This is a genomic window from Caulobacter sp. GW822-FHT01G02, assembly GCF_058802865.1.
Window position 1 is genome coordinate 587,239 of record NZ_JBXAON010000002.1, and the last position, 18,302, is coordinate 605,540.

At 67.9% G+C, this 18,302-nt stretch carries 18 protein-coding genes; 10 read left to right on the forward strand and 8 right to left on the reverse strand.

The window, feature by feature from the left end; translation table 11 throughout:
* Position 1: 1 nt before the first annotated feature.
* On the forward strand, positions 2-757 hold the full coding sequence (gene cobS, locus AC1RNC_RS08260; RefSeq protein ID WP_492885225.1) for an adenosylcobinamide-GDP ribazoletransferase: 756 nt from the start codon (positions 2-4) through the stop codon (positions 755-757).
* Positions 754-1,233, forward strand: a complete 480-nt coding sequence (locus AC1RNC_RS08265; RefSeq protein ID WP_492885227.1) for a tyrosine phosphatase family protein — start codon at positions 754-756, stop codon at positions 1,231-1,233. Before cobS ends, AC1RNC_RS08265 begins: the two co-directional genes overlap by 4 nt.
* 1 nt (position 1,234) lies before the next feature.
* On the opposite strand, the gene AC1RNC_RS08270 is transcribed toward AC1RNC_RS08265, so the two are convergent.
* Positions 1,235-1,819 carry a DUF2939 domain-containing protein gene (locus tag AC1RNC_RS08270; RefSeq protein WP_492885229.1) on the reverse strand — a complete coding sequence of 195 codons (585 nt, stop codon included), beginning with the start codon at positions 1,817-1,819 and terminating at the stop codon, positions 1,235-1,237.
* 47 nt (positions 1,820-1,866) lie between these two features.
* Complete coding sequence (locus tag AC1RNC_RS08275; RefSeq protein ID WP_492885231.1) at positions 1,867-2,925, reverse strand: alginate lyase family protein; 1,059 nt, start codon at positions 2,923-2,925, stop codon at positions 1,867-1,869.
* Between the two features lie 288 nt (positions 2,926-3,213).
* On the opposite strand from AC1RNC_RS08275, the gene AC1RNC_RS08280 reads away from it, so the two are divergent.
* Positions 3,214-4,677 (forward strand): AMP-binding protein, encoded by a 1,464-nt coding sequence (locus AC1RNC_RS08280; RefSeq protein ID WP_492885233.1) that lies wholly within the window; start codon positions 3,214-3,216, stop codon positions 4,675-4,677.
* Between the two features lie 10 nt (positions 4,678-4,687).
* On the opposite strand, the gene AC1RNC_RS08285 is transcribed toward AC1RNC_RS08280, so the two are convergent.
* Positions 4,688-5,374 carry a TetR/AcrR family transcriptional regulator gene (locus tag AC1RNC_RS08285; RefSeq protein WP_492838427.1) on the reverse strand — a complete coding sequence of 229 codons (687 nt, stop codon included), beginning with the start codon at positions 5,372-5,374 and terminating at the stop codon, positions 4,688-4,690.
* Positions 5,375-5,570: 196 nt separating this feature from the next.
* On the opposite strand from AC1RNC_RS08285, the gene AC1RNC_RS08290 reads away from it, so the two are divergent.
* The 5 genes from AC1RNC_RS08290 (at position 5,571) to AC1RNC_RS08310 (ending at position 13,379) form a co-directional block, all read left to right on the forward strand.
* On the forward strand, positions 5,571-8,171 hold the full coding sequence (locus tag AC1RNC_RS08290) for a TonB-dependent receptor plug domain-containing protein (protein WP_492885235.1): 2,601 nt from the start codon (positions 5,571-5,573) through the stop codon (positions 8,169-8,171).
* A 127-nt stretch (positions 8,172-8,298) separates the two neighbouring features.
* On the forward strand, positions 8,299-9,561 hold the full coding sequence (locus tag AC1RNC_RS08295; RefSeq protein WP_492885237.1) for a serine hydrolase domain-containing protein: 1,263 nt from the start codon (positions 8,299-8,301) through the stop codon (positions 9,559-9,561).
* The gene (locus AC1RNC_RS08300) at positions 9,558-10,874 is read left to right on the forward strand and encodes a spinster family MFS transporter (RefSeq protein WP_492885239.1); all 1,317 of its coding nucleotides are present in this window, start codon (positions 9,558-9,560) and stop codon (positions 10,872-10,874) included. Before AC1RNC_RS08295 ends, AC1RNC_RS08300 begins: the two co-directional genes overlap by 4 nt.
* On the forward strand, positions 10,871-12,505 hold the full coding sequence (locus tag AC1RNC_RS08305; RefSeq protein WP_492885241.1) for a carboxylesterase/lipase family protein: 1,635 nt from the start codon (positions 10,871-10,873) through the stop codon (positions 12,503-12,505). Before AC1RNC_RS08300 ends, AC1RNC_RS08305 begins: the two co-directional genes overlap by 4 nt.
* Positions 12,506-13,073: 568 nt before the next feature.
* Positions 13,074-13,379, forward strand: a complete 306-nt coding sequence (locus AC1RNC_RS08310; RefSeq protein WP_492885243.1) for a tautomerase family protein — start codon at positions 13,074-13,076, stop codon at positions 13,377-13,379.
* Between the two features lie 43 nt (positions 13,380-13,422).
* Here the strand turns inward: AC1RNC_RS08310 and AC1RNC_RS08315 are convergent, their stop codons facing one another.
* The 4 genes from AC1RNC_RS08315 to AC1RNC_RS08330 all read right to left on the reverse strand — a co-directional run bounded on the left by AC1RNC_RS08315 (position 13,423) and on the right by AC1RNC_RS08330 (position 15,647).
* Positions 13,423-13,881: a hypothetical protein gene (locus AC1RNC_RS08315; RefSeq protein WP_492885516.1), complete on the reverse strand. Its 459-nt coding sequence runs from the start codon at positions 13,879-13,881 to the stop codon at positions 13,423-13,425.
* 12 nt (positions 13,882-13,893) lie between these two features.
* Complete coding sequence (locus AC1RNC_RS08320; protein WP_492885244.1) at positions 13,894-14,136, reverse strand: hypothetical protein; 243 nt, start codon at positions 14,134-14,136, stop codon at positions 13,894-13,896.
* A gap of 111 nt (positions 14,137-14,247) precedes the next feature.
* Positions 14,248-14,664 (reverse strand): alpha/beta fold hydrolase, encoded by a 417-nt coding sequence (locus tag AC1RNC_RS08325; RefSeq protein WP_492885245.1) that lies wholly within the window; start codon positions 14,662-14,664, stop codon positions 14,248-14,250.
* Between the two features lie 113 nt (positions 14,665-14,777).
* Complete coding sequence (locus tag AC1RNC_RS08330; RefSeq protein ID WP_492885247.1) at positions 14,778-15,647, reverse strand: LysR family transcriptional regulator; 870 nt, start codon at positions 15,645-15,647, stop codon at positions 14,778-14,780.
* A gap of 101 nt (positions 15,648-15,748) precedes the next feature.
* Between AC1RNC_RS08330 and AC1RNC_RS08335 the strand changes: the two genes are divergently transcribed.
* Positions 15,749-16,753, forward strand: coding sequence for a zinc-dependent alcohol dehydrogenase family protein (locus AC1RNC_RS08335; RefSeq protein ID WP_492885249.1), 1,005 nt, complete (start codon positions 15,749-15,751; stop codon positions 16,751-16,753).
* Between the two features lie 49 nt (positions 16,754-16,802).
* On the opposite strand, the gene AC1RNC_RS08340 is transcribed toward AC1RNC_RS08335, so the two are convergent.
* Positions 16,803-17,636 carry an oxidoreductase gene (locus AC1RNC_RS08340; RefSeq protein ID WP_492885250.1) on the reverse strand — a complete coding sequence of 278 codons (834 nt, stop codon included), beginning with the start codon at positions 17,634-17,636 and terminating at the stop codon, positions 16,803-16,805.
* 125 nt (positions 17,637-17,761) lie between these two features.
* On the opposite strand from AC1RNC_RS08340, the gene AC1RNC_RS08345 reads away from it, so the two are divergent.
* A complete protein-coding gene (locus AC1RNC_RS08345) occupies positions 17,762-18,283 on the forward strand; it encodes a helix-turn-helix transcriptional regulator (protein WP_492885252.1) in 522 nt (173 codons plus the stop codon).
* The last annotated feature ends 19 nt before the right edge of the window (positions 18,284-18,302 follow it).

Consider the following 18,302-nt stretch of genomic DNA (forward strand, 5'->3'; position numbering starts at 1 on the left):
CATGGGCTGGCTGGCGCATCAGGTCCGGCTGCTGCTCTGTGCGGTCCAGTTCCTGACGCGCGTCCCGACCCCGGCGCTGAAGACCTTCGAGCCCGACTGGATCACCCGCTCGGCCCGCTATTTCCCGCTGGTCGGGCAGGGCGTCGGGGCGGTCTGCGCCGGGGTGCTGCTGGTCGGCGAGCGGGTTTGGAGCGCGCCGGTCGGGGCGATCCTGGCCCTCGGCGCGGGCCTTCTGATCACCGGGGCCTTCCACGAGGACGGCCTGGCCGACACCGCCGACGGCCTGGGCGGCGGCCAGACGCCGGCGCGGCGGCTGGAGATCATGAAGGACAGCCGCATCGGGACCTATGGCGTCTGCGCCCTGGTCGCCGTGCTGGCGCTGAAAGTCGCCGTGCTGGCTGGAACGCCGGCCGCCGCCGTTCTGCTGCTGGCCGCCCACGGCCTGGGCCGCGCCGCCGCCGTGGCGGTCATGCGCCTGACGCCCTACGCGCCCAGCGGCGAGGCGGGGAAGTGGAAGCCCGTTCCTAAAGGCGTGCGGACTGGCGAGGTGATCGTCGCCCTGCTGATCGCCGGCTGGCCGCTGATCCTGCTGCCGCCGAGCGCAGTCCTGGTCGGCCTCGCGGGCGGCGCGCTGCTGGCCGGCTTGCTGACCCTGACGGCCAGGCAGCTGATCGGCGGCCACACCGGCGACGTGCTCGGCGCTGTCGAGCAGGTGTTCGAGCTCGGCTTCCTGCTCGGCGCGGCGGCGCTGGCATGAGGCTGCTGGTCGGTCCGATCACGGCGGTCGCGCGGTTGGCGGGCCAGGCCGATCACGTGCTGTCGCTGATCTCGCCGAACGCCGCGCCGCCGACCTTAACGCAACCTGTAACGACGTTATATTTCAATGATATAACTAAACAACATGAAGGCTTGATCGCGCCCTCGGCGGCAACGGTTGAGGCCATACTGGCGCTGCGCGAGACGCCCACTCTGCTGATCCACTGCTTCGCCGGGGTCAGCCGCTCGACGGCGGCGGCCTATGTCCTGGCCTGCGCTAAGCGGCCGGCGGGCGAGGAGGGGGCCCTGGCCGCTCAACTCCGTTCGCTCTGCCCGGAGGCCACGCCCAATGCGCTGATGATCGCCCTGGCCGATACGATCCTGGGTCGCGGCGGGGCCATGATCCGCGCCGTCGCCGGGATCGGGCGCGGGAAAGACGCCTATGAAGGGACGGCGATCGACTGGCGGCTGGCCTAGCCTAGCCCAGGCCCGGCAGTTCGATCTTCACCAGCTTCCACTTGAACAGTCCGCGACGCTCCAGCACCAGGCCGAACGGCTCCTGATCGCCGTCCTTGCGGTCGCGATAGGTGGCGCGGAAGTGATCAAGGTCCACGTAGCCGTAGTGGACCTCGGTGTCGGACTTCGCCTTCTTTACCTCGGGCTGGGGCTGCTCGACGACCGGACCGCCTGGCGTGGCGCCGATGTTCTTCGGCGGCTCGTTGGTGGCGACCATGTTGGCGATCGCGTCAGGCGTCGCATAGGTCTCGACCGCCTTGTCGACCACGCCGACCAGCAGCATCTGGCCGAAGGCGGCGAACGGGTTGTCGCGCAGCTTGGGGTCTTCCTCCAACTTGCGCGTCATGCTGGCCTTGAGCTGGCTCTTCAGGCCCTCGCGCACGGCCGGGAAGTCGACGGCGCTCTCCAGCCGGGCCTTGTCACCCGCCTTGGCCGCCGCCGTCAGCCCCTGCAGCGCCAGGATCGGCGAGGCGAAATAGCCGGCGATCACCAGCGCGGCCAGGACGCCCAGGCCGACGCCAGTCAAGATGCGGTTCGAGCGAGTCATCAGGTTCTCCCGCGAGGATCAAGGCAGGCGGGAGAACCCGGGTCAACTCATGGCCGCGAGGCGCGCAGAATATCGGTCCAGGGCGCCGGCTTCTTGCCCGTGCGCTTCACCAGGTCGTCGCGAAGCGGCAGGTATCGGGCGTCCAGCAGGCTGGCCAAGGTGTAGGTGCTTACGCCGTTGGAGACGTCCCAGTCGTGCGGCGCATACTCCTTCTGGCCCGAATTGGCGCGGTCGCGGTCGAATTGGATCTTGGAATTGACGAACTCGCTGTGGGTCTTTTCCCCGCGCGCGAACGCCGCCAGCCAATCCAGCGAATGGGACAGACTGGACCCTGTCGGGCTCTTCCAGATGAACCAGTCCTCGCCATGCGCCTGGGCCGACAGGGCGGCCATCATCAGCGGATCGAGATTGTAGGTGACGTAGTGCAGGGCGTCGCGTTCGTGGAAGTCGAAGGTCGAGCCGTCAGCATAGAGGTTGACGCCGATCTGCTTGCGGAAGGCGTCGCGGGCGCGGGCGATCAGCTTGGCGTCGCCGGTCTGGTAGGCGGCCAGGGTCGCCATCTTGATCCTGTGGCTCTGCCAGTTGGTGTGGGCGTTCGTCGGCCCCGCGTCCATGGCGTCGAGATAGCCGACCGCCATCCTGCGCCAGAAGGCGTCGACCTTGGCGCGGATCGGGGCGGGGAGATCGCTCTCCGTCAGGTCGGTGGCCATGACCAGGGTGTCGAAGCCCGTCTCGTCGATCGGGTTGAACGAGATCTGGTAGATGTCGGCCCAGTTCTCCAGATAGCGGCCCGTGACCTCCAGGAACCTGCGGTCGCCGGTCAGGCGGTAGGCCAGCGCGAAGTTCAGCACGATCGGCTGGTCCTCGCGGGCCTTGATGCTGATCTCGCGGATGCCCTTGCCGGGCAGGGTGCCTTCGGTGTGCGCGTGGGGGATGGCGCCGGGCGGACGATCCAGGGTCGCGTTGGCGCGCGAGACGATCGCCGCCTTCAGCGCGGGCGACACCGCGCCCTTGCCGAAGGTCGGGCCCAGCAGGCCGTAGTCGGCGGCGTGCGCGGCGGACGCCGCGGCCATCAGGGCGCACGCGGCGAGCCATGCGGTCTTCATAGGAAGCCTCCCAAGCTTTCACGGTTTGGGAAAGATATCTGGCCAGTCGCGCGACTTGTCAATTATTGGTCATGCCAATTTTGGTGATTGGCCGGACCGGATTGCGCGGCGGTGAGTGTCGCGATGCCGGCGGGACGGTTCACGGCCACCGCTGCGCCTCGGCGTACGATCATCGCGATTCCACCTTTTCATTTATTCATGACTAAATTAATGAAACGGATATCAAGCGCCCGCTGTGATCGTCCCAGTAGAGGGCTGCAGGGGCGCCGTCAGGGAGGCGTACCCACCATGTCGACCGATCGCGTCGCGCTCAGCTCCATCCTCGCCCACCACGCGGGCCAGTCGCCGTCCCGAAACGCGCTGATCTTGGAAGACGGGGCCATCACCTATGGCGAACTGGATGCCCGCACGAACCGGCGCGCGCGGATGCTGGCGGCATACGGCGTGGAACAGGGCGACTTCGTCACCGTGGCCCTGCCCAACGGACTGGAGTTCTATGAGACGGTGTTCGCCTTGTGGAAGCTAGGCGCGGTCCCCAACATCGTCGCCGCCAAGCTGGCGCGCCCCGAGATGGAGGCGATCCTCGACATCGTTCGTCCTCGACTGTTCATCGGCGCGCCGCCGAGACCTGGCGTTCCGGTGATGACGGGGGATCGGAGCGAGCTCGATCGGTACTCGGCCGAGGCGCTCCCCGAGGTCATCTCGCCGCATTGGAAGGCCATGACCAGCGGCGGTTCCACCGGGCGGCCGAAGGTGATCGTCGACGCCATGCCCGGGGCGTGGAACCCGGAGGAGGGCTTTCTGGGCCAGCGGCCTGGCGACGTCATCCTCAATCCGGGGCCGCTCTATCACAACGCCCCGTTCCACTGCATCACCATGGGGATGTTCACCGGCGCGACGATCGTCGAGATGGGCAAGTTCGATCCGCTGCGCGCGCTGCGGCTGATCGAGGCGCACGGCGTCAACTGGGTGACCCTGGTGCCGACCATGATGAACCGTATCTGGCGGCTGGGTCCCGACGTCCTGTCCGGCTTCTCCCTGCCCAGCCTGCGCATGATGCTTCACATGGCCGCCCCCTGCGCCCCATGGCTCAAGGAGGCCTGGATCGACTGGCTCGGCAGCGAGCGGGTCTGGGAATATTACGGGACCACCGAAGGCACGGGCTCGACCATGATCTCGGGATCCGAATGGCTGACCCACCGCGGCTCGGTCGGCCGCGTTCGCGACGGTTACGCCCTGAAGATCCTGGACGGGGAGGGGCGTGAACTGCCGCCAGGCGAGGTGGGCGAGGTGTTCTTCCGGCCCCAGGGCGGGGCCGGATCGACCTATCACTACCTGGGCAGCGAGGCCCGCCGGCGCGGCGATTGGGAAGCGCCCGGGGATCTGGGTTCAGTGGACGCCGACGGCTATCTCTATCTGTCCGATCGTCGCAACGACCTGATCATTTCGGGTGGGGCCAATATCTATCCGGCCGAGGTCGAGGCCGTGCTCGACGCCCACCCGGCGGTGCGCGGCAGCGCGGTGATCGGCCTGCCCGACGAGGACTGGGGCGCGCGCGTCCACGCGATTGTCCAGGCCGTCGAGGACAGCGGCCTGGAGCCAGACGAACTGCTCGACTTCGCCGCCGACCGGCTGACCCGCTACAAGCTGCCCAGGAGCATCGAGTTCACGACCGAGCCCCTGCGCGACGAGGCCGGCAAGGTGCGGCGGGCGGCGCTGCGGGACGCGCGACTTGAGAAGGTCGCCACTTGAGGGATGGCGGTCAGGCCGGCTTGCGGCGCCTGTACAGGGCGTCGAAGCCGCCGGCCATGAAGGTCACGAACCGCTCGCGGATCGCCTCGAAGTCGTCAGAGGCGCAGAGGTTGTTCGAGAGGCGATCGATGCGGCCAGTGCGCGATAGAAGGAGCGAATAGGCCCCCGAGGTGAACTGGAAGCTCCAGAACAGGTCCTCGGGCGCGGCGTCGGGCAGCGACTTCTGCAGGAGGCCGATCAGGCGCAGCACCATAGGATCGAAATAGGTGTCCATTTTCTCGGCCCCGTAGCCGGGGGCGTTGTTCACCTGGGCGAAGATGCGGCCGAAGTTGCGCCACCCCTCGTCGCCGTTGATGTAGACGTCGAACGCCTGGTCGTAGTAGGCGCGCAACGCGCCCTCGACGGTCGGATGATCGCCGACCTCGGCCTCATAGGCGTCCAGGCCCGCCGTCCGCGAGGTCACGGCATATTCGACACGACGTTCGAAGACGGCGTCGAACAGGGCCTTCTTGCCCTCGAAATAGTAGTGGATCAGCGCGGGATGGATGCCCATGCGATCGGCGACGTCCTTGATGGTCACCCCGAAATAGCCGAGCTGAGCGAACAGATCCTCGGCCGTGTCCAGGATCGTCTTCACTGTCGTGGCCCGCTGTTCGGCGCGCGTGCGACGTCCCTCGGCTTTCGGCGCTGCTGGCATGGCTCCCTGTCTTCCTGATCGGATCCGTCCGGTGAAGACGCTCTCCAACGATTCAGGATGGGACGATGAGGCGGCGACCCCAAGGGGTCAAGCAAACGTCTCAACAAATTTCATTTAGCGCTAAATAAATGAAATTGACGAGGCAGCGCCCCTCGGCTACGCCTTGAGCAAGCAAAAAACAAAAGGGGAGGGTTGAATGAAAACCTGGAACACCGCGCGCCACATGGCGCTGTCCGGCGCGTCGCTGGTCGCCATGCTTTTCGCTGGGCAGGCCTTGGCGCAGGCGACGGACGAGACATCCGACAATACACTTGAAGCCGTCGTCGTCACCGGATCTAGTATTCGGGGCGTGCCGCCCGTCGGCTCGAACCTGATCGGCGTCTCGCGCGACGACATCAAGACCATTGGCGCGACCACGACGCCGGACCTGCTGGCCAGCGTGCCGCAGCTCAACAGCTTCAACACCGCGCCGCGCGCCAACAACGCCGGGGCCGGGTCTTTCGCGCCGGGTCTGCGCAGCCTACCGGCGACGGCGACCCTGCCGTTGCTGAACGGCCACCGGGTGGTGGCGGGCGGCGCCAACGAGACCAATCCCGACTTCCCGTTCCTGCCGGACCTGGCGATCGAGCGCGTGGAGATCGTGGCGGACGGCGCCTCGTCGATCTACGGCTCGGACGCCATCGCTGGGGTCGTCAACTTCATCACCCGCAAGCGCTATTCCGGCCTGGAGATGTCGGCGCGTTACGGGACGGCCGACGACTACCATACGGCCAGCATCAGCGGCCTGGCGGGTCGCGACTGGGGCAGCGGCTCGATCCTGGCCGCCTACCAGTATTCCGAGAACGGCAACGTCACCGGCGCGGATCGCGATTACCGCAAGGTGGATTTCCGTAACTTCGGCGGCGTCGACACGCGGGGAACCAGCTGTCCCGCGCCGAACGTGGTGGTCGGCGGCGTCGTTTACGGCGCGCCCGGCCTGACGCCCAACGCGACGAACTATTGCGACGTCGGCGGCCCGGTCGATCTCGTCCCGGCCTCGCGCCTGCACAGCGGCTTCGTCAGCGCGCGGCAGGAGATCGGCGAGCGCGTCACCCTGTGGGGCGACCTGCTCTATTCGGACCGCAAGGACGAGGTCCGGGCGGCGATCCCGGCCCAGACCGTGACGATGACGGCGGCCAACCCGTTCTTCAAGGCCCCGCCGGGAACAGCGGCGACGGCCGCGACCATCTTCTTCCGGCCCGACAACCTGGTCGGCGCCGACCACTTCGACCAGACCTATCGCGTCAAGGCTGGCAACTCGTCGGCGGGCGCGGACTTCAGCCTGCCGAACGACTTCAAGCTCAGCGCCTACGGCACCTATGACTGGGCCGAGCACGTCGCCCATCAGCCGATGATCAATCCAGCGGCCCTGGCCGCGGCGGCGGCCGGAACGACCACGGCGACGGCGCTCGATCCTTTCGGCCAGGGCACGAGCCCGTCGGTCGTCTCCAACATCACCAACTACTCGACCAGCGTCACGATCCAGCAGCGCACCAAGCTGGCCGCGGTCAAGTTGGATGGCCCGCTGCTCGCATTGCCCGGCGGCGAGCTGAAGTTCGCGGCGGGCGCCGAGTATCGGCGCGAGACGTTCCAGCAGCGCGGCTTCGTGGGCGTCACGCAGGTTCCCGAGAACCTGGGCCGCAATATCAAGTCCATCTATGGCGAACTGTTCGTGCCGATCTTCGGCGACGGCAATGCGACGCGGCTCATGCACCGCCTGTCGCTGTCCGTGTCGGGGCGCTACGACAAGTACAGCGACTTCGGCTCGACCAGCAATCCGAAGGTCGGCGTCAACTGGGACCCGGTGGAGGGCCTGACGCTGCGAGGGACCTACGGCCGCTCGTTCCGCGCGCCGGGTTTGCGGGACGTCGGCGCCACCGTCGGCGCCTACTACTACGACGCCACGACGGCCGGTGTGCTGGCCCGCGATCCAACGCGGGGCGCGGCCCAAGTCAACACGGTCTTCCTGCTGGGCGGCAACAAGACCCTGCAGCCGGAAAAGGCGCGGACCTATTCGTTCGGGGTCGATATAGCGCCGCCGTCCCTGCCGGGCTTCCGGGCCAGCGCCACCGTCTACGACATCAACTTCACCGACGTGATCGGCACGCCGCCGACCAGCCTGGTCTTCACCGACCCGACCTTCGCCTCGGTCGTCTATCGCAATCCGTCGGCGGCCCAGCTGTCCAGCCTGCTGGCGCTTGGCGTGCCGGTGACCCTGCCAACGCCCCTGCCGGCGATCGGCAACGCCCTGGACCTGCGTCGCGGCAATTTCGGGGTGCGCAAGACCCGCGGCCTGGATTTCGACGTCAACTACCGGCGCGCCACCAGCTTCGGCAGCGTGTTCGGCGGCGTCGCAGGCAACTACATCTTCAAGTTCGACACCCAGCTGTCGCCGACGGCGCCCGTGTCGGACGCCCTGAAGCTGGGCGTGCCCAAGACGACCGTCCGCACGACGGCGGGCCTGGCGGCCGGCGCGTTCCGTGTCGTCGGCTTCGTCAACTATCACGATGGCGTCACCAACAGCTACGCCACCCCGACGGGGACAAGCACGTACGACGCCAAGGCCTACACGACCGTCGATCTGCGGATCGCGATGACCTTGCCGGATACGGGCCTGACCAAGGGTTCGGAACTAGCCCTGCAGATCAACGACCTGTTCGACAAGACGCCGCCGTTCTTCCCGGCGACCGACGGTATCGGCGGGACCTACAACCCCATCGGGCGCTTCGTCGCGGTGAACCTGCGCAAGACCTTCTGACCGATCCCAAAAAGTCCTTCGGGAGGCGGCCTCGGCCTCGGCCGTCCGACCCGCCGCGGGGTAGCCTGGCCTTGCCGCCGGCCCCCGCGGTCTTTCTTCCAGTACCCAGGCCGGAGCGCCCTTTTTTATGATCGATGACGACGCCTGCCGCGCCCAGGGCTTCGACCCCGCCAAGCTCGCGGAGGCCGGGGCGGTCCTCCAGGGTTTCGTTGATCGGGGCGAGCTCTCGGGCGCGGTGACCCTGACCTCGCGCGGCGGCCAGATCGTGCAGGCCGACGCGATCGGCTGGCGCGACCTCGAGGCCGGCGATCCGATGCGGCCCGACACGCTGTTCCGCATCGCCTCCATGACCAAGCCCATCACCTCGGTGGCGGCCCTGATCCTGATGGAGGAGGGGAGGTTCGCCCTCGATGACCCGATCTCGCGCTGGATCCCGGAACTGGCCGAGCCCCTGGTGCTGCGCGACACGGCCGGATCCCTGCGCGAGACCGAGCCCGCGCGCCGCCCGATCACCATCGAGGACCTGCTGACCCATCGCTCGGGGATCGCCTACGGCTTCTTCTCCGAGGGGCCGTTGAAGCTGGCCTATGAGCGCGCCCTGGGGGATCCGGCCATGACCCGCATGACGCCGGACGAGTGGCTGATCGCGCTGGGCGGTCTGCCGCTCGCCTACCAGCCGGGCGAGCGCTTCCACTACGGCCATTCGACCGACGTCCTGGGCTTCCTGATCGGCCGGGTCGAGGGCAAGCCGTTGCGTGAGGTGTTGAAGGCGCGGGTCTTTGAGCCGCTCGGCATGGTCGACACCGACTTCTGGCTGCCGCGCGCCCAGCGTCACCGCCTGGCCAGCCTCTACGGCTATGACCAGACTGCGGGCGGGCTCGCGAAGGTGGAACCCGAGATGTACGACGAACCGCCGAGCTATACGCCGGGCGGCGGCGGGCTGATTTCCTCGGCTCCGGACTATCACCGGTTCGCGCGAATGCTGCTGGGCGAGGGGGCCCTGGACGGCGTGCGCCTGCTCCGTCCGGAGACGGTTCGCCTGATGCGGACCAACCGGCTGACCGACGTCCAGCGCCAGATCCCGTTCGCCGGCATGCCGCTGTGGCGGACGAACGGCTTCGGCCTCGGCGTCTCGATCGCCGAAGACCCGCTCGATAACCCGTATGCCTGCGGCGCGCCCGGCGCGATGACCTGGCCTGGCATCTTCGGCACCTGGTGGCAGGCCGATCCGGTCAATGATCTGGTGATGATCTATCTGATCCAGCACCAGGTGCCGGTGTCGGCCAAGTCTGGAGCGACCATCGCTACCGGGCGCGGGGCCGCCGGACGCCGTGCTCTGCCCGAGCACCAGCGGGGCGTCTACGCCGCCCTGAACAGGGAGGAACGATGATGCGCCCGATCGAGGATGTCGCACCGATGGCCGCGCCCGCCGTCCAGGAACCCGACCGCCGGGCCTGGGTCGCCCTGGCCTGCCTGTGGTTCATCTATGTCCTGAACTTCCTGGACCGGCAGTTGCTGTCGATCCTGGCCAAGCCCATCCAGGACACGCTGCAGATCACCGACAGCCAGCTGGGGCTGCTGGGCGGTCTCTATTTCGCGGCCTTCTACTGCTTCATCGCCATTCCGGTCGGCTGGCTGGCTGACCGGACCAACCGCGTGACCGTACTGGCCATCGCCTGCGGCGTGTGGAGCGCGGCGACCATGGCCTGCGGCCTGACCAGGACCTATGGCGGCTTCGCGGTCGCGCGGATGACCGTCGGCTTCGGGGAGGCGGGAGGCGTGCCCCCGTCCTATGCGATCATCACCGACTATTTCCCGCCCGGACGCCGGGGCACGGCGCTGGGCCTCTACAACCTGGGCCCGCCGGTTGGCGCGGCCCTGGGGATCGCGTTCGGCGCCTCGGTGGCGGCCGCGTTCAGCTGGCGCGACGCCTTCGTGATCACCGGCGCGGTCGGCGTCGTCGCCGCCCTGGTTCTGAAGTTCGTGGTGCGCGAGCCCCGGCGCGGGGGGCTGGATCCCGCGACGGCTCATATCGTGCAGACGCGCGCGGGCTTCGGCGAGACCCTGAAGATGTTCTTCTCGCATCCGGTGCTGCTGCTGGCTTCGCTGGGCAGCGGCGCGACGCAGTTCGTCACCTACGGCCTGGGCAATTTCGCCACGCTGTTCCTGATGCGCGAAAAAGGAATGACGCTCGGCGAAGTCGCCGTCTGGTACGCGATCGTCGTCGGCGTCGGGATGAGCGTGGGGATCTTCGGCTCCGGCTGGCTGATCGACCGCTTCACCCGCGAGTCCAAACGCGCCTATGGCCTGGCGCCCGCCTGCGCCCTGGTCCTGGCCGTGCCCTGCTATCTGGGGTTCGTGGCCGCCCCGCACTGGCCGACGGCCCTGGCCTGCCTGCTGCCGGCCATGTGCCTGAACCATGTCTATCTGTCGTCGGCCGTGACCCTGGTTCAGAACACGGTCCGCCCCAACCAGCGGGTGATGTCGGGCGCCTTGCTGCTGCTGGTCATGAACTTCATCGGCCTGGGCTTGGGCCCGACCTATGTCGGCGCGGCCAGCGACTTCTTCCGGGCCGCGTATCCGCACAACTCGCTCCAGGTGGCGTTGTTCACCCTGGTCCCGTTCTACGGCGTGGCCATCACGCTCTTCCTTCTGCTGGCGCGGACCCTTGGCAAGGTCCCGAAGACCGGAGCCGCTCGATGAACCTCTGCAAGGCCGCCTTCGCCGCGGCGCTGCTGATCGCCGCTCCCGCCCAGGCCGCGGACAAGCGGCCCGTGATCTCCGCGCCCGCCGGCGCCGTGAAGGGCGTCGTCGACGCCGGAGCACTCGCCTTCAAGGGCCTGCCCTATGCCGCGCCGCCGGTCGGGGAGAGGCGCTGGCGGGCGCCCGCGCCGCCCCCCCGCTGGAGCGGGGTGCGTGACGCCAGCCAGTTCGGCGCCGCCTGCGTCCAGCCCACGCCCGGACCGCCGTCGGTCTATTCCGCCGAGATCGGGACAACCAGCGAGGACTGCCTGACCCTGAACATCTGGACGCCGTCCACCCAGGGCAAGGCGCCCGTGATCGTCTGGATCCACGGCGGCTCCCTGACTTCCGGCTCGGGCAAGTCGTCCCTGCAGAACGGCGCTCGGTACGCGAAGGCCGGAACGGTGCTGGTCACGATCAATTACCGCCTGGGCGTGCTGGGCTACATGGCCCATCCCGAGCTGAGCCAGGAGACGCCGGAGGGCATCTCCGGCAACTACGGCCTGCTCGACCAGATCGCGGCCCTGCGATGGGTGCGCGAGAACATCGCCGCGTTCGGCGGCGACCCGGCCAATGTCACCATCGCCGGAGAGTCCGCCGGCGCGCTCAGCGTCATGTACCTGATGGTCTCGCCGCCCGCGAAGGGGCTGTTCGCCAAGGCCATCGCCCAGAGCGCCTACATGATCTCCACGCCGGAGCTGAAGGCGGCCAGCCATGGCGCGCCGTCGGGCGAGGCCGCCGGCGCCTATGTGGCCGGCGTGGTGAAGGCGCCGGACCTGGCGGCGCTGCGGGCAATGGACCCGCAGGCGCTGACCGACAAGGCGGCCCAGGCCGGCTTCCTGCCCTTCGGCGCCATCGACGGCGTCGTCCTGACGCGGCAGCTGGTCGACACGTTCGATCGCGGCGAGCAGGCCAAGGTCCCGATCCTGACGGGCTTCAACAGCGGCGAGATCCGCTCCGTGCGCTTCCTGGCTCCGCCGGCCCCGAAGACCGCCGCCGAATATGAGAAGATGATCCGAGAGCGCTATGGCGATCTCGCCGACGATTTCCTGAAGCTCTATCCGGCCACGAACCTGGAGGAGAGCGTCCTGGCGACCACCCGCGACGCCCTTTACGGCTGGACCTCCGAGCGCCTCGTCCGTTCGCAGGCCAAGGCGGGGCAGCCCGCCTTCCTCTATCTGTTCGATCACGGCTATCCGGCCATGGATCAGGCCGGGCTGCACGCCTTCCACGCCAGCGAGATCCCCTACATGTTCGGGGCGCTGGATCGCGTCCCGGCCCGCTGGCCCAAGGCGCCGGAGACGGCGGAGGAGAGGGCGCTGTCGGACGCCATGATCGGCTACTGGACCAGCTTCGCGCGGACCGCTCGGCCGCGGGCCAGCGGCGCGCCGACCTGGAAGGCCTATACGCCCGACGGCGCCTACATGGCCTTCCGCGACAAGCCGGTGGCCGACACCAACCTGATGCCCGGGATGTTCGCCTTCCACGAACGCGCCGTCTGTCGTCGCAAGGCCGCCGGCGACCAGCCCTGGAACTGGAACGTGGGCCTGGTCTCGCCGGTTCTGGTCGGCCCGTCCCAGACGTGTCCGTAGCCGGGCGCGAGTACGATCGAACCCATCATGGATGGGCCGACTTCAGAACCGTCTGGGTGTCAGGCCAAAGTGGGGCCGACGGTGCGCGAGCTCTTGAAGCGGACAGGGGCGTCGACGGCGGCTTTGAAGCAGAGGGCGGTGATCTCGCCCACGCCGGCACGCCCATGAAGCGCCGGCGGACCTGATCAGCGTGGGCGGGCTTGCGCTCGCGCCGATCAAGCTCGGTTGTCACTGACTCTTTAAGTCGCGACTGTCGGCCGAACGATTTCGGTGTGAGGCCTGACTCGATAAGCCGCGACTGACTCCGATATCGCGCGATCAGACTCCAAGCGGCATACGGTTGATCGTCCACGACCCCACCGTGGCGGCTCTGCGTGTCTGAGGTCGCTTCAAGGTGAACGACCTTGCCGCGCCTTGGGCGCTCGCCTCCCTGTTGCGCCCGTTCAGCTCGGCCCCACGGCGCGAGCAACTAATGCGCTGACAAGCCTCGGGGACGCATGCGTCCAAGTCGCAGGAACGCTCCGCCCGCAAAGTGCAGCCCTTTCCCAACCCTGAAAGGAACGCGACCATGCCCTTTGTGAACGTAAAGCTCGTCGAAGGCGTCTTCACGCCGGATCAGAAGCACGAAATGGCCAAGGCCCTGACCGAGGTCATGGTCAGGTTCGAGGGCTCGGAGGCCTTCCGAGAAGTTGTCTGGGTGCTGATCGAGGAGCTGCATCCCGACGGCTGGCATATCGGTGGACGGCCGTTCCAGGGGCCCAAGTCCCTGCAGGAAACCCTCGACAAGTCCGCCGCCATCGCCGCGACCATCAAAGGACGCCCGACGACGCGCGCCGAGTGGGCCGAGGCCGCGCCGTTGCCGCCTTCCGCCTAGGCCAGCGCCCTCGCTTAGCGGCGCCGAAACACGTTCGGCTTCGCTAGGCGAGGGCCTCGCCGACCAGGGCGTGAGACACCGTCCACAGCCGCTCGGCGTTTTCGGGATCGAGGGCGTAGGGCGCATAGCCGCTGACCAGGTCGGCCGGGCGTTTCGCGATCGGCCGGGACTCGTTGCAGTCCTCGAAATAGCGACCACCGACACCCTCCAGCAACGGCGAAGCCGCCAGAAGGACCGAGGTCGCCGCGCCCTGTTCGACGGTCTTTCGGCGCTCCACAGGGGCCCTCAGCCCTCCGGTGTGTTTCTGCAAGCCCGTCGCGATCGCGCCTGAATGCAACGCATTTGCGATGATGCCCGCAGGCTTCGGTGACGAGCAGACCTCCGGCGAGTCTCGCAGCGACGGATCATGCACGACGGAAAAGACGGGCTCGCCACCGATGATCAGAGCCAGTGAGCTCGACCAGAGGGGCGGGCCCTGAAGGAAGTGATAGGCCCCATCGATGGGGGCATGGAGCTAGTAAGGACGTCCATCCTGCTCGTTGACGTGCTCTTCGTCCGCCCAGCTGATTTCGGGATAGTCGATCGCGAGCGTCTTACGAAGATCCCCGGCGGCCTGAGCGCTGAGGCGCCTGATCCAGTCAATCACGGCTTGGATCGGTTGATTGGGCCCCGGCCACTCACCGATTGAGGTGAGTTGGAGCGCGTTCTTGCGAACGAGTTCAGCGACCCGCGTCGCGTCAATGCCGAGGTGGTGCATACCGGCGACTTCTCTGATCAAGCTTCAAAATGGATGTGTCGGCGCGCCCTCGTCCGGCCGTCAGTGAGGAGCAAGACGAGGGTCCGCCATCTGTCGCGGATCGGTGGCGCTTTAGCCGCGGATGAAGGCGAGCAGATCCTGATTGATTGTATCAGCCTGGGTCGTCGCCATCCCGTGCGGAAAGCCTGGATAGGTCTTGAGCACGCCGTTCTTGACCAGCTTGATGGCCAGGTGGGCGCTGTCGCCGATCGGGACGATCTGGTCGTCCCACTCGTCGGCGGTCAGCGGCCAGCCGTGATGGAAGACGATCGGCTGGCCGCCGGCCGGGCCCCAGTCCTTGTAGAACAGCTCGACGCCGTCCTTGGTCTTGACCAACCCGCTGCTCGGGCGGGACGGCGTGAACGTGGTCGCGGCCTGGGTTTTGGACGGCGATAGCGTTGGCGCCGTCGCGATGGCCGCCAGGCCTAGGCCGGACGTCATCACCGCGCGTCGTGACGCGGTTTGGTCGTTGGGTGAACAGTCGCTCATTTCAAACCTCCTCTGATGACCGACTGGGTCGGCTCTGGGAGGAGGCTGATCCATGCCGCGGAGAGGGGCTTGAGCGTATCGGGCCCTTCTTGGATCCGTAGAGCTGGGCGGCGTTAAGAGGCGAGGGCGGGGATTCGCGCGATCAGAAGGTCGGCAAGAGCCCGCAATCGCGGCAGGCGCCGCAGGTCCCGGTGATAGCCCAGCCATTGCGTCCGGCTCGGCGGGTCCTCATCCAATTCGATCCGCTGAATGCCAGGGGCGGAGTCGCCCAGCGGACGCGGCAGCACCGCCAGACCGGCGCCCAGAGCGCAAAGCTGGGCCTGCACCTCGCGACTGTTGCTGCGCGAGGCGATCCTGGCCCCCGGTAGACGTCGCGTGATCCAGCCCACGTCAGGCATGCCGCCGAACGCGGTGTCCATGACCACCAAGGCGTGGCCTTCGCCGTCTCCGATCGGCTCAACGCAAGCCTCGGGGCGACCGTATAGGCCGTAAGAGATGGTCACGAGCCGGCGGGCGATCACCTCGGCTTCGCTGAACGGCACCATGCGCACGACGAGGTCGGCTTCGCGGCGCGCCAAGCTGTAGATGCGCGGATCGGTCAAGGTCTCGACCACCACGGCAGGATGGAGGTCAGCCAGTTCGGCCAGGACCGGCGCGAGCAGTACGCGGGCGAACCAGTCCGAACAGGAGACGCGGAGCTCGCCGGCGAGAGCCGCGTCGCTGCCTGACAAGGCACGCAGCAAGGCGAGCGACTCCGTCTCCATCCGTTCAGCATGAGCCAGCAGTGTCTGGCCCTCATCGGTCAGGACAAAGCCGTCCGCGGTGCGTTGGAAGAGCGCCGCGCCGATCGCCGCTTCGAGCACTTTCAGTCGCCGTCCCATAGTCGGCTGCGAATGACCAACCCGACGGCCGGCCGCGCCGAGCGTGCCCTCCCGCGCGATCGCCAGGAAAATCGGAAGGTCGCTCCACTCGAACGCCGCCACGCCTCACCCATTCAAAACTGAATGATTATCGTGTCAAGTCTTCTATTCCAGTCAATCCTGTTTGGGTGGTTTCTTGAGCTCATCCAACTGGAGTTGCTCCGATGAGCTCGATCCAAACCATGACCGCCGCCGTCGTCACGTCTCGCGACGGCCCCTTCGCCCTCCAGCCCGTGGCGCGCCCGACACCCGGTCCGGCCGAAGTGCTGGTCCGCGTCGAGGCCAGCGGCCTCAATCCGCTCGACCTGAAGATCCGCGCCGAGCAGGCGGCGCACGCGCGCAATCCACTGCCGGCGGTGCTGGGCATGGACCTGGCCGGCGAGGTGGAGGCCGTCGGCGCCGACGTGGCGGGTTTCACGCCGGGCGATCGCGTCTTCGGCCTTGTCGGCGGTGTTGGGGGACTGCAAGGCGCCCACGCCCATTATGTCTCCGTAGATGCGAGCCTTCTCGCCAAACGGCCGACGAGCCTCGCCGCGCGTGAGGCCGCCGCTCTGCCGCTGGTGGCGATCACCGCCTGGGAAGGTCTTGTCGATCGCGCGAAGGTCCAGCCTGGACAGACGGTGCTTGTCCAAGGGGGCGCGGGCGGCGTTGGCCATCTGGCCGTTCAGATCGCCCTGACCAAGGGCGCCCGGGTCTACGCCACCGCCCTGGGCGAGGCGGATCAGAACTACTTGCGCGACCTGGGCGCGGTCGCCATCGACGGCGCGCGCGCGGTCGAGGACTATGTCGCCGAGCATACCGCGGGCGCAGGTTTCGAGATCGTCTACGACACCGGCGGCGGAGCGCTCCTGGACGCCTCGTTCCAGGCCGTCAAAAGGTTTGGCCACGTTGTCAGCTGCCTGGGCTGGGGCGTGCACGCGCTGGCGCCGCTCTCGTTCAAGCAGGCGACCTATTCGGGCGTGTTCACGCTGCAGCCGCTTTTGAGCGGCGAGGGGCGCCGCCACTTCGGCGAGATCCTGGCCGAGGTGGCTGCTCTGGCGGACCTGGGGGCGTTGAAGCCGCGCCTGCACGAAGGCCGGTTTGGCCTGGACACCCTGGACGCGGCCTACGAGACGCTGGCGCGTGGTCGCGCTGGCGGCAAGGTCGTTGTCGATGTCGCGCATCCCTGACGCCCGCGTCGGGGGCCCGCAAAAGGACGCCGACAGCCGCTCTCCGCGTTTAGTCGGCCCGATGGTCGGTGTCGGCCGCCAAGCCGCCCCAGGTGGCGAGGATCTCGCTATCGCGGGCGTGCTTGGCGACAATCGCGGCGACCGTATCGCCGCCGAGAGGCAGGCGCACCGGGGGCGTGGGCATATTGGCCAGCCGCAGGATCGCGTCGGCCAGTCTCGCCGGATCGCCCGGCTGCTGGTGATTGAGTCCGCCCACCCGCGTACGAACAGCGCCAGCCGTCTCGGCATAGTCGGCGATCGGCGGCTGGCTGATCTTCAGCGAAGCTGGGTCCAGGAAGTCGGTGCGGAAGTATCCCGGTTCGACCGCCGTGACGTGGACACCCAGCGGCGCCAGTTCCGCCTGCATCGCTTCAGACAACCCCTCGACCGCGAACTTTGTGGCGCAATAGACGCCAAAGCCCGCCGCGCCCCGGTAACCGCCGATAGACGACATGTTGATCACGTGGCCGCGACGCTGCGCGCGCAGCGACGGCAGGACCGCGCGCGTCACCGCCAGCAGGCCAAAGACATTGACGGCGAAGAGCTGCTCGATCTCGCTGGCGCTGGCCTCCTCGACCGCGCCCACCAGGCCATAGCCGGCGTTGTTCACCAGAACATCGATCGCGCCGAACCGGTCGAGGGCCTTCTGCACGGCGACCTTGGCCTCTGTCGGTTGGGTCACGTCCAGCCGCACAGCCAGGAGGTTCGCGCGCTCGCCAAATCGAGCGGCGACGGCGTTCGGATCGCGCGCTGTGGCGACGACGTTGTCACCGGCTTGCAGGGCGGCTTCGGCGATCTGGGCGCCGAGACCGCGCGCCGCGCCGGTGATGAACCAGGTTTTCATGGGGGAGAACTCCTTGGGGCTCGACGGCCTTCGTCGAACCTGGTGAGCAGACTAGGTCGCTCGTGCCCGCCTTGGATGTTGTGCGGTGTTGCGCGCTGTGAAGCCTCGCAAGCGGGTGGACCGCCATGGCGCTAGCCGCGCCCGAAGCCCGCGCGCCGCGGCCGCTGCAGTTGAGGGTCGCCGTCCTGCTGGATCAGGCGCTCGGCGCGCTTCCGGCCGACCCCATCGCGGCCCAGGTGCTGATCGGTCGGGCGCGGGAACTTCTAGAGCCGCCGCCGCGTGACGAGCGCCGTGCATTGGGAGGATCGGCCAGTTGTGTGCTGCCGGCTTGGCGCGCGCGCCAGATCGCCGCCTTTGTCGACGGCAATATCGGGCGCACGCTCTATAGCGCCGAACTAGCCGGCGCCGCCAAGATGAGCACGGGGCAGCTTGGCCGGGCCTTGAAGGCGACGTTTGGTCTGTCGCCGTCTGAATTCATCATGCAAAGGCGACTGCTGATGGCCCAGCGCCTGATGCTGGAAACCGACGACGCCCTGGCGCAGATCGCTCAGCTTTGCGGCCTCTGCGACCAAGCCCATCTTAGCCGCGCCTTTCGCAAGGCCTATGGCCAGACGCCGGCCGCTTGGCGTCGCGGCGCGCGGAGCTAGGCCCCGCGCGCCATAAACG

What these genes read in the sequence shown, in the direction of transcription:
- cobS (WP_492885225.1), top strand. Translation starts at nt 2, where the DNA reads ATGGGCTGGCTGGCGCATCAGGTCCGGCTGCTGCTCTGTGCGGTCCAG.
- AC1RNC_RS08265 (WP_492885227.1), top strand. Translation starts at nt 754, where the DNA reads ATGAGGCTGCTGGTCGGTCCGATCACGGCGGTCGCGCGGTTGGCGGGC.
- AC1RNC_RS08270 (WP_492885229.1), bottom strand. Translation starts at nt 1,819, where the DNA reads ATGACTCGCTCGAACCGCATCTTGACTGGCGTCGGCCTGGGCGTCCTG.
- AC1RNC_RS08275 (WP_492885231.1), bottom strand. Translation starts at nt 2,925, where the DNA reads ATGAAGACCGCATGGCTCGCCGCGTGCGCCCTGATGGCCGCGGCGTCC.
- AC1RNC_RS08280 (WP_492885233.1), top strand. Translation starts at nt 3,214, where the DNA reads ATGTCGACCGATCGCGTCGCGCTCAGCTCCATCCTCGCCCACCACGCG.
- AC1RNC_RS08285 (WP_492838427.1), bottom strand. Translation starts at nt 5,374, where the DNA reads ATGCCAGCAGCGCCGAAAGCCGAGGGACGTCGCACGCGCGCCGAACAG.
- AC1RNC_RS08290 (WP_492885235.1), top strand. Translation starts at nt 5,571, where the DNA reads ATGAAAACCTGGAACACCGCGCGCCACATGGCGCTGTCCGGCGCGTCG.
- AC1RNC_RS08295 (WP_492885237.1), top strand. Translation starts at nt 8,299, where the DNA reads ATGATCGATGACGACGCCTGCCGCGCCCAGGGCTTCGACCCCGCCAAG.
- AC1RNC_RS08300 (WP_492885239.1), top strand. Translation starts at nt 9,558, where the DNA reads ATGATGCGCCCGATCGAGGATGTCGCACCGATGGCCGCGCCCGCCGTC.
- AC1RNC_RS08305 (WP_492885241.1), top strand. Translation starts at nt 10,871, where the DNA reads ATGAACCTCTGCAAGGCCGCCTTCGCCGCGGCGCTGCTGATCGCCGCT.
- AC1RNC_RS08310 (WP_492885243.1), top strand. Translation starts at nt 13,074, where the DNA reads ATGCCCTTTGTGAACGTAAAGCTCGTCGAAGGCGTCTTCACGCCGGAT.
- AC1RNC_RS08320 (WP_492885244.1), bottom strand. Translation starts at nt 14,136, where the DNA reads ATGCACCACCTCGGCATTGACGCGACGCGGGTCGCTGAACTCGTTCGC.
- AC1RNC_RS08325 (WP_492885245.1), bottom strand. Translation starts at nt 14,664, where the DNA reads ATGAGCGACTGTTCACCCAACGACCAAACCGCGTCACGACGCGCGGTG.
- AC1RNC_RS08335 (WP_492885249.1), top strand. Translation starts at nt 15,749, where the DNA reads ATGAGCTCGATCCAAACCATGACCGCCGCCGTCGTCACGTCTCGCGAC.
- AC1RNC_RS08340 (WP_492885250.1), bottom strand. Translation starts at nt 17,636, where the DNA reads ATGAAAACCTGGTTCATCACCGGCGCGGCGCGCGGTCTCGGCGCCCAG.
- AC1RNC_RS08345 (WP_492885252.1), top strand. Translation starts at nt 17,762, where the DNA reads ATGGCGCTAGCCGCGCCCGAAGCCCGCGCGCCGCGGCCGCTGCAGTTG.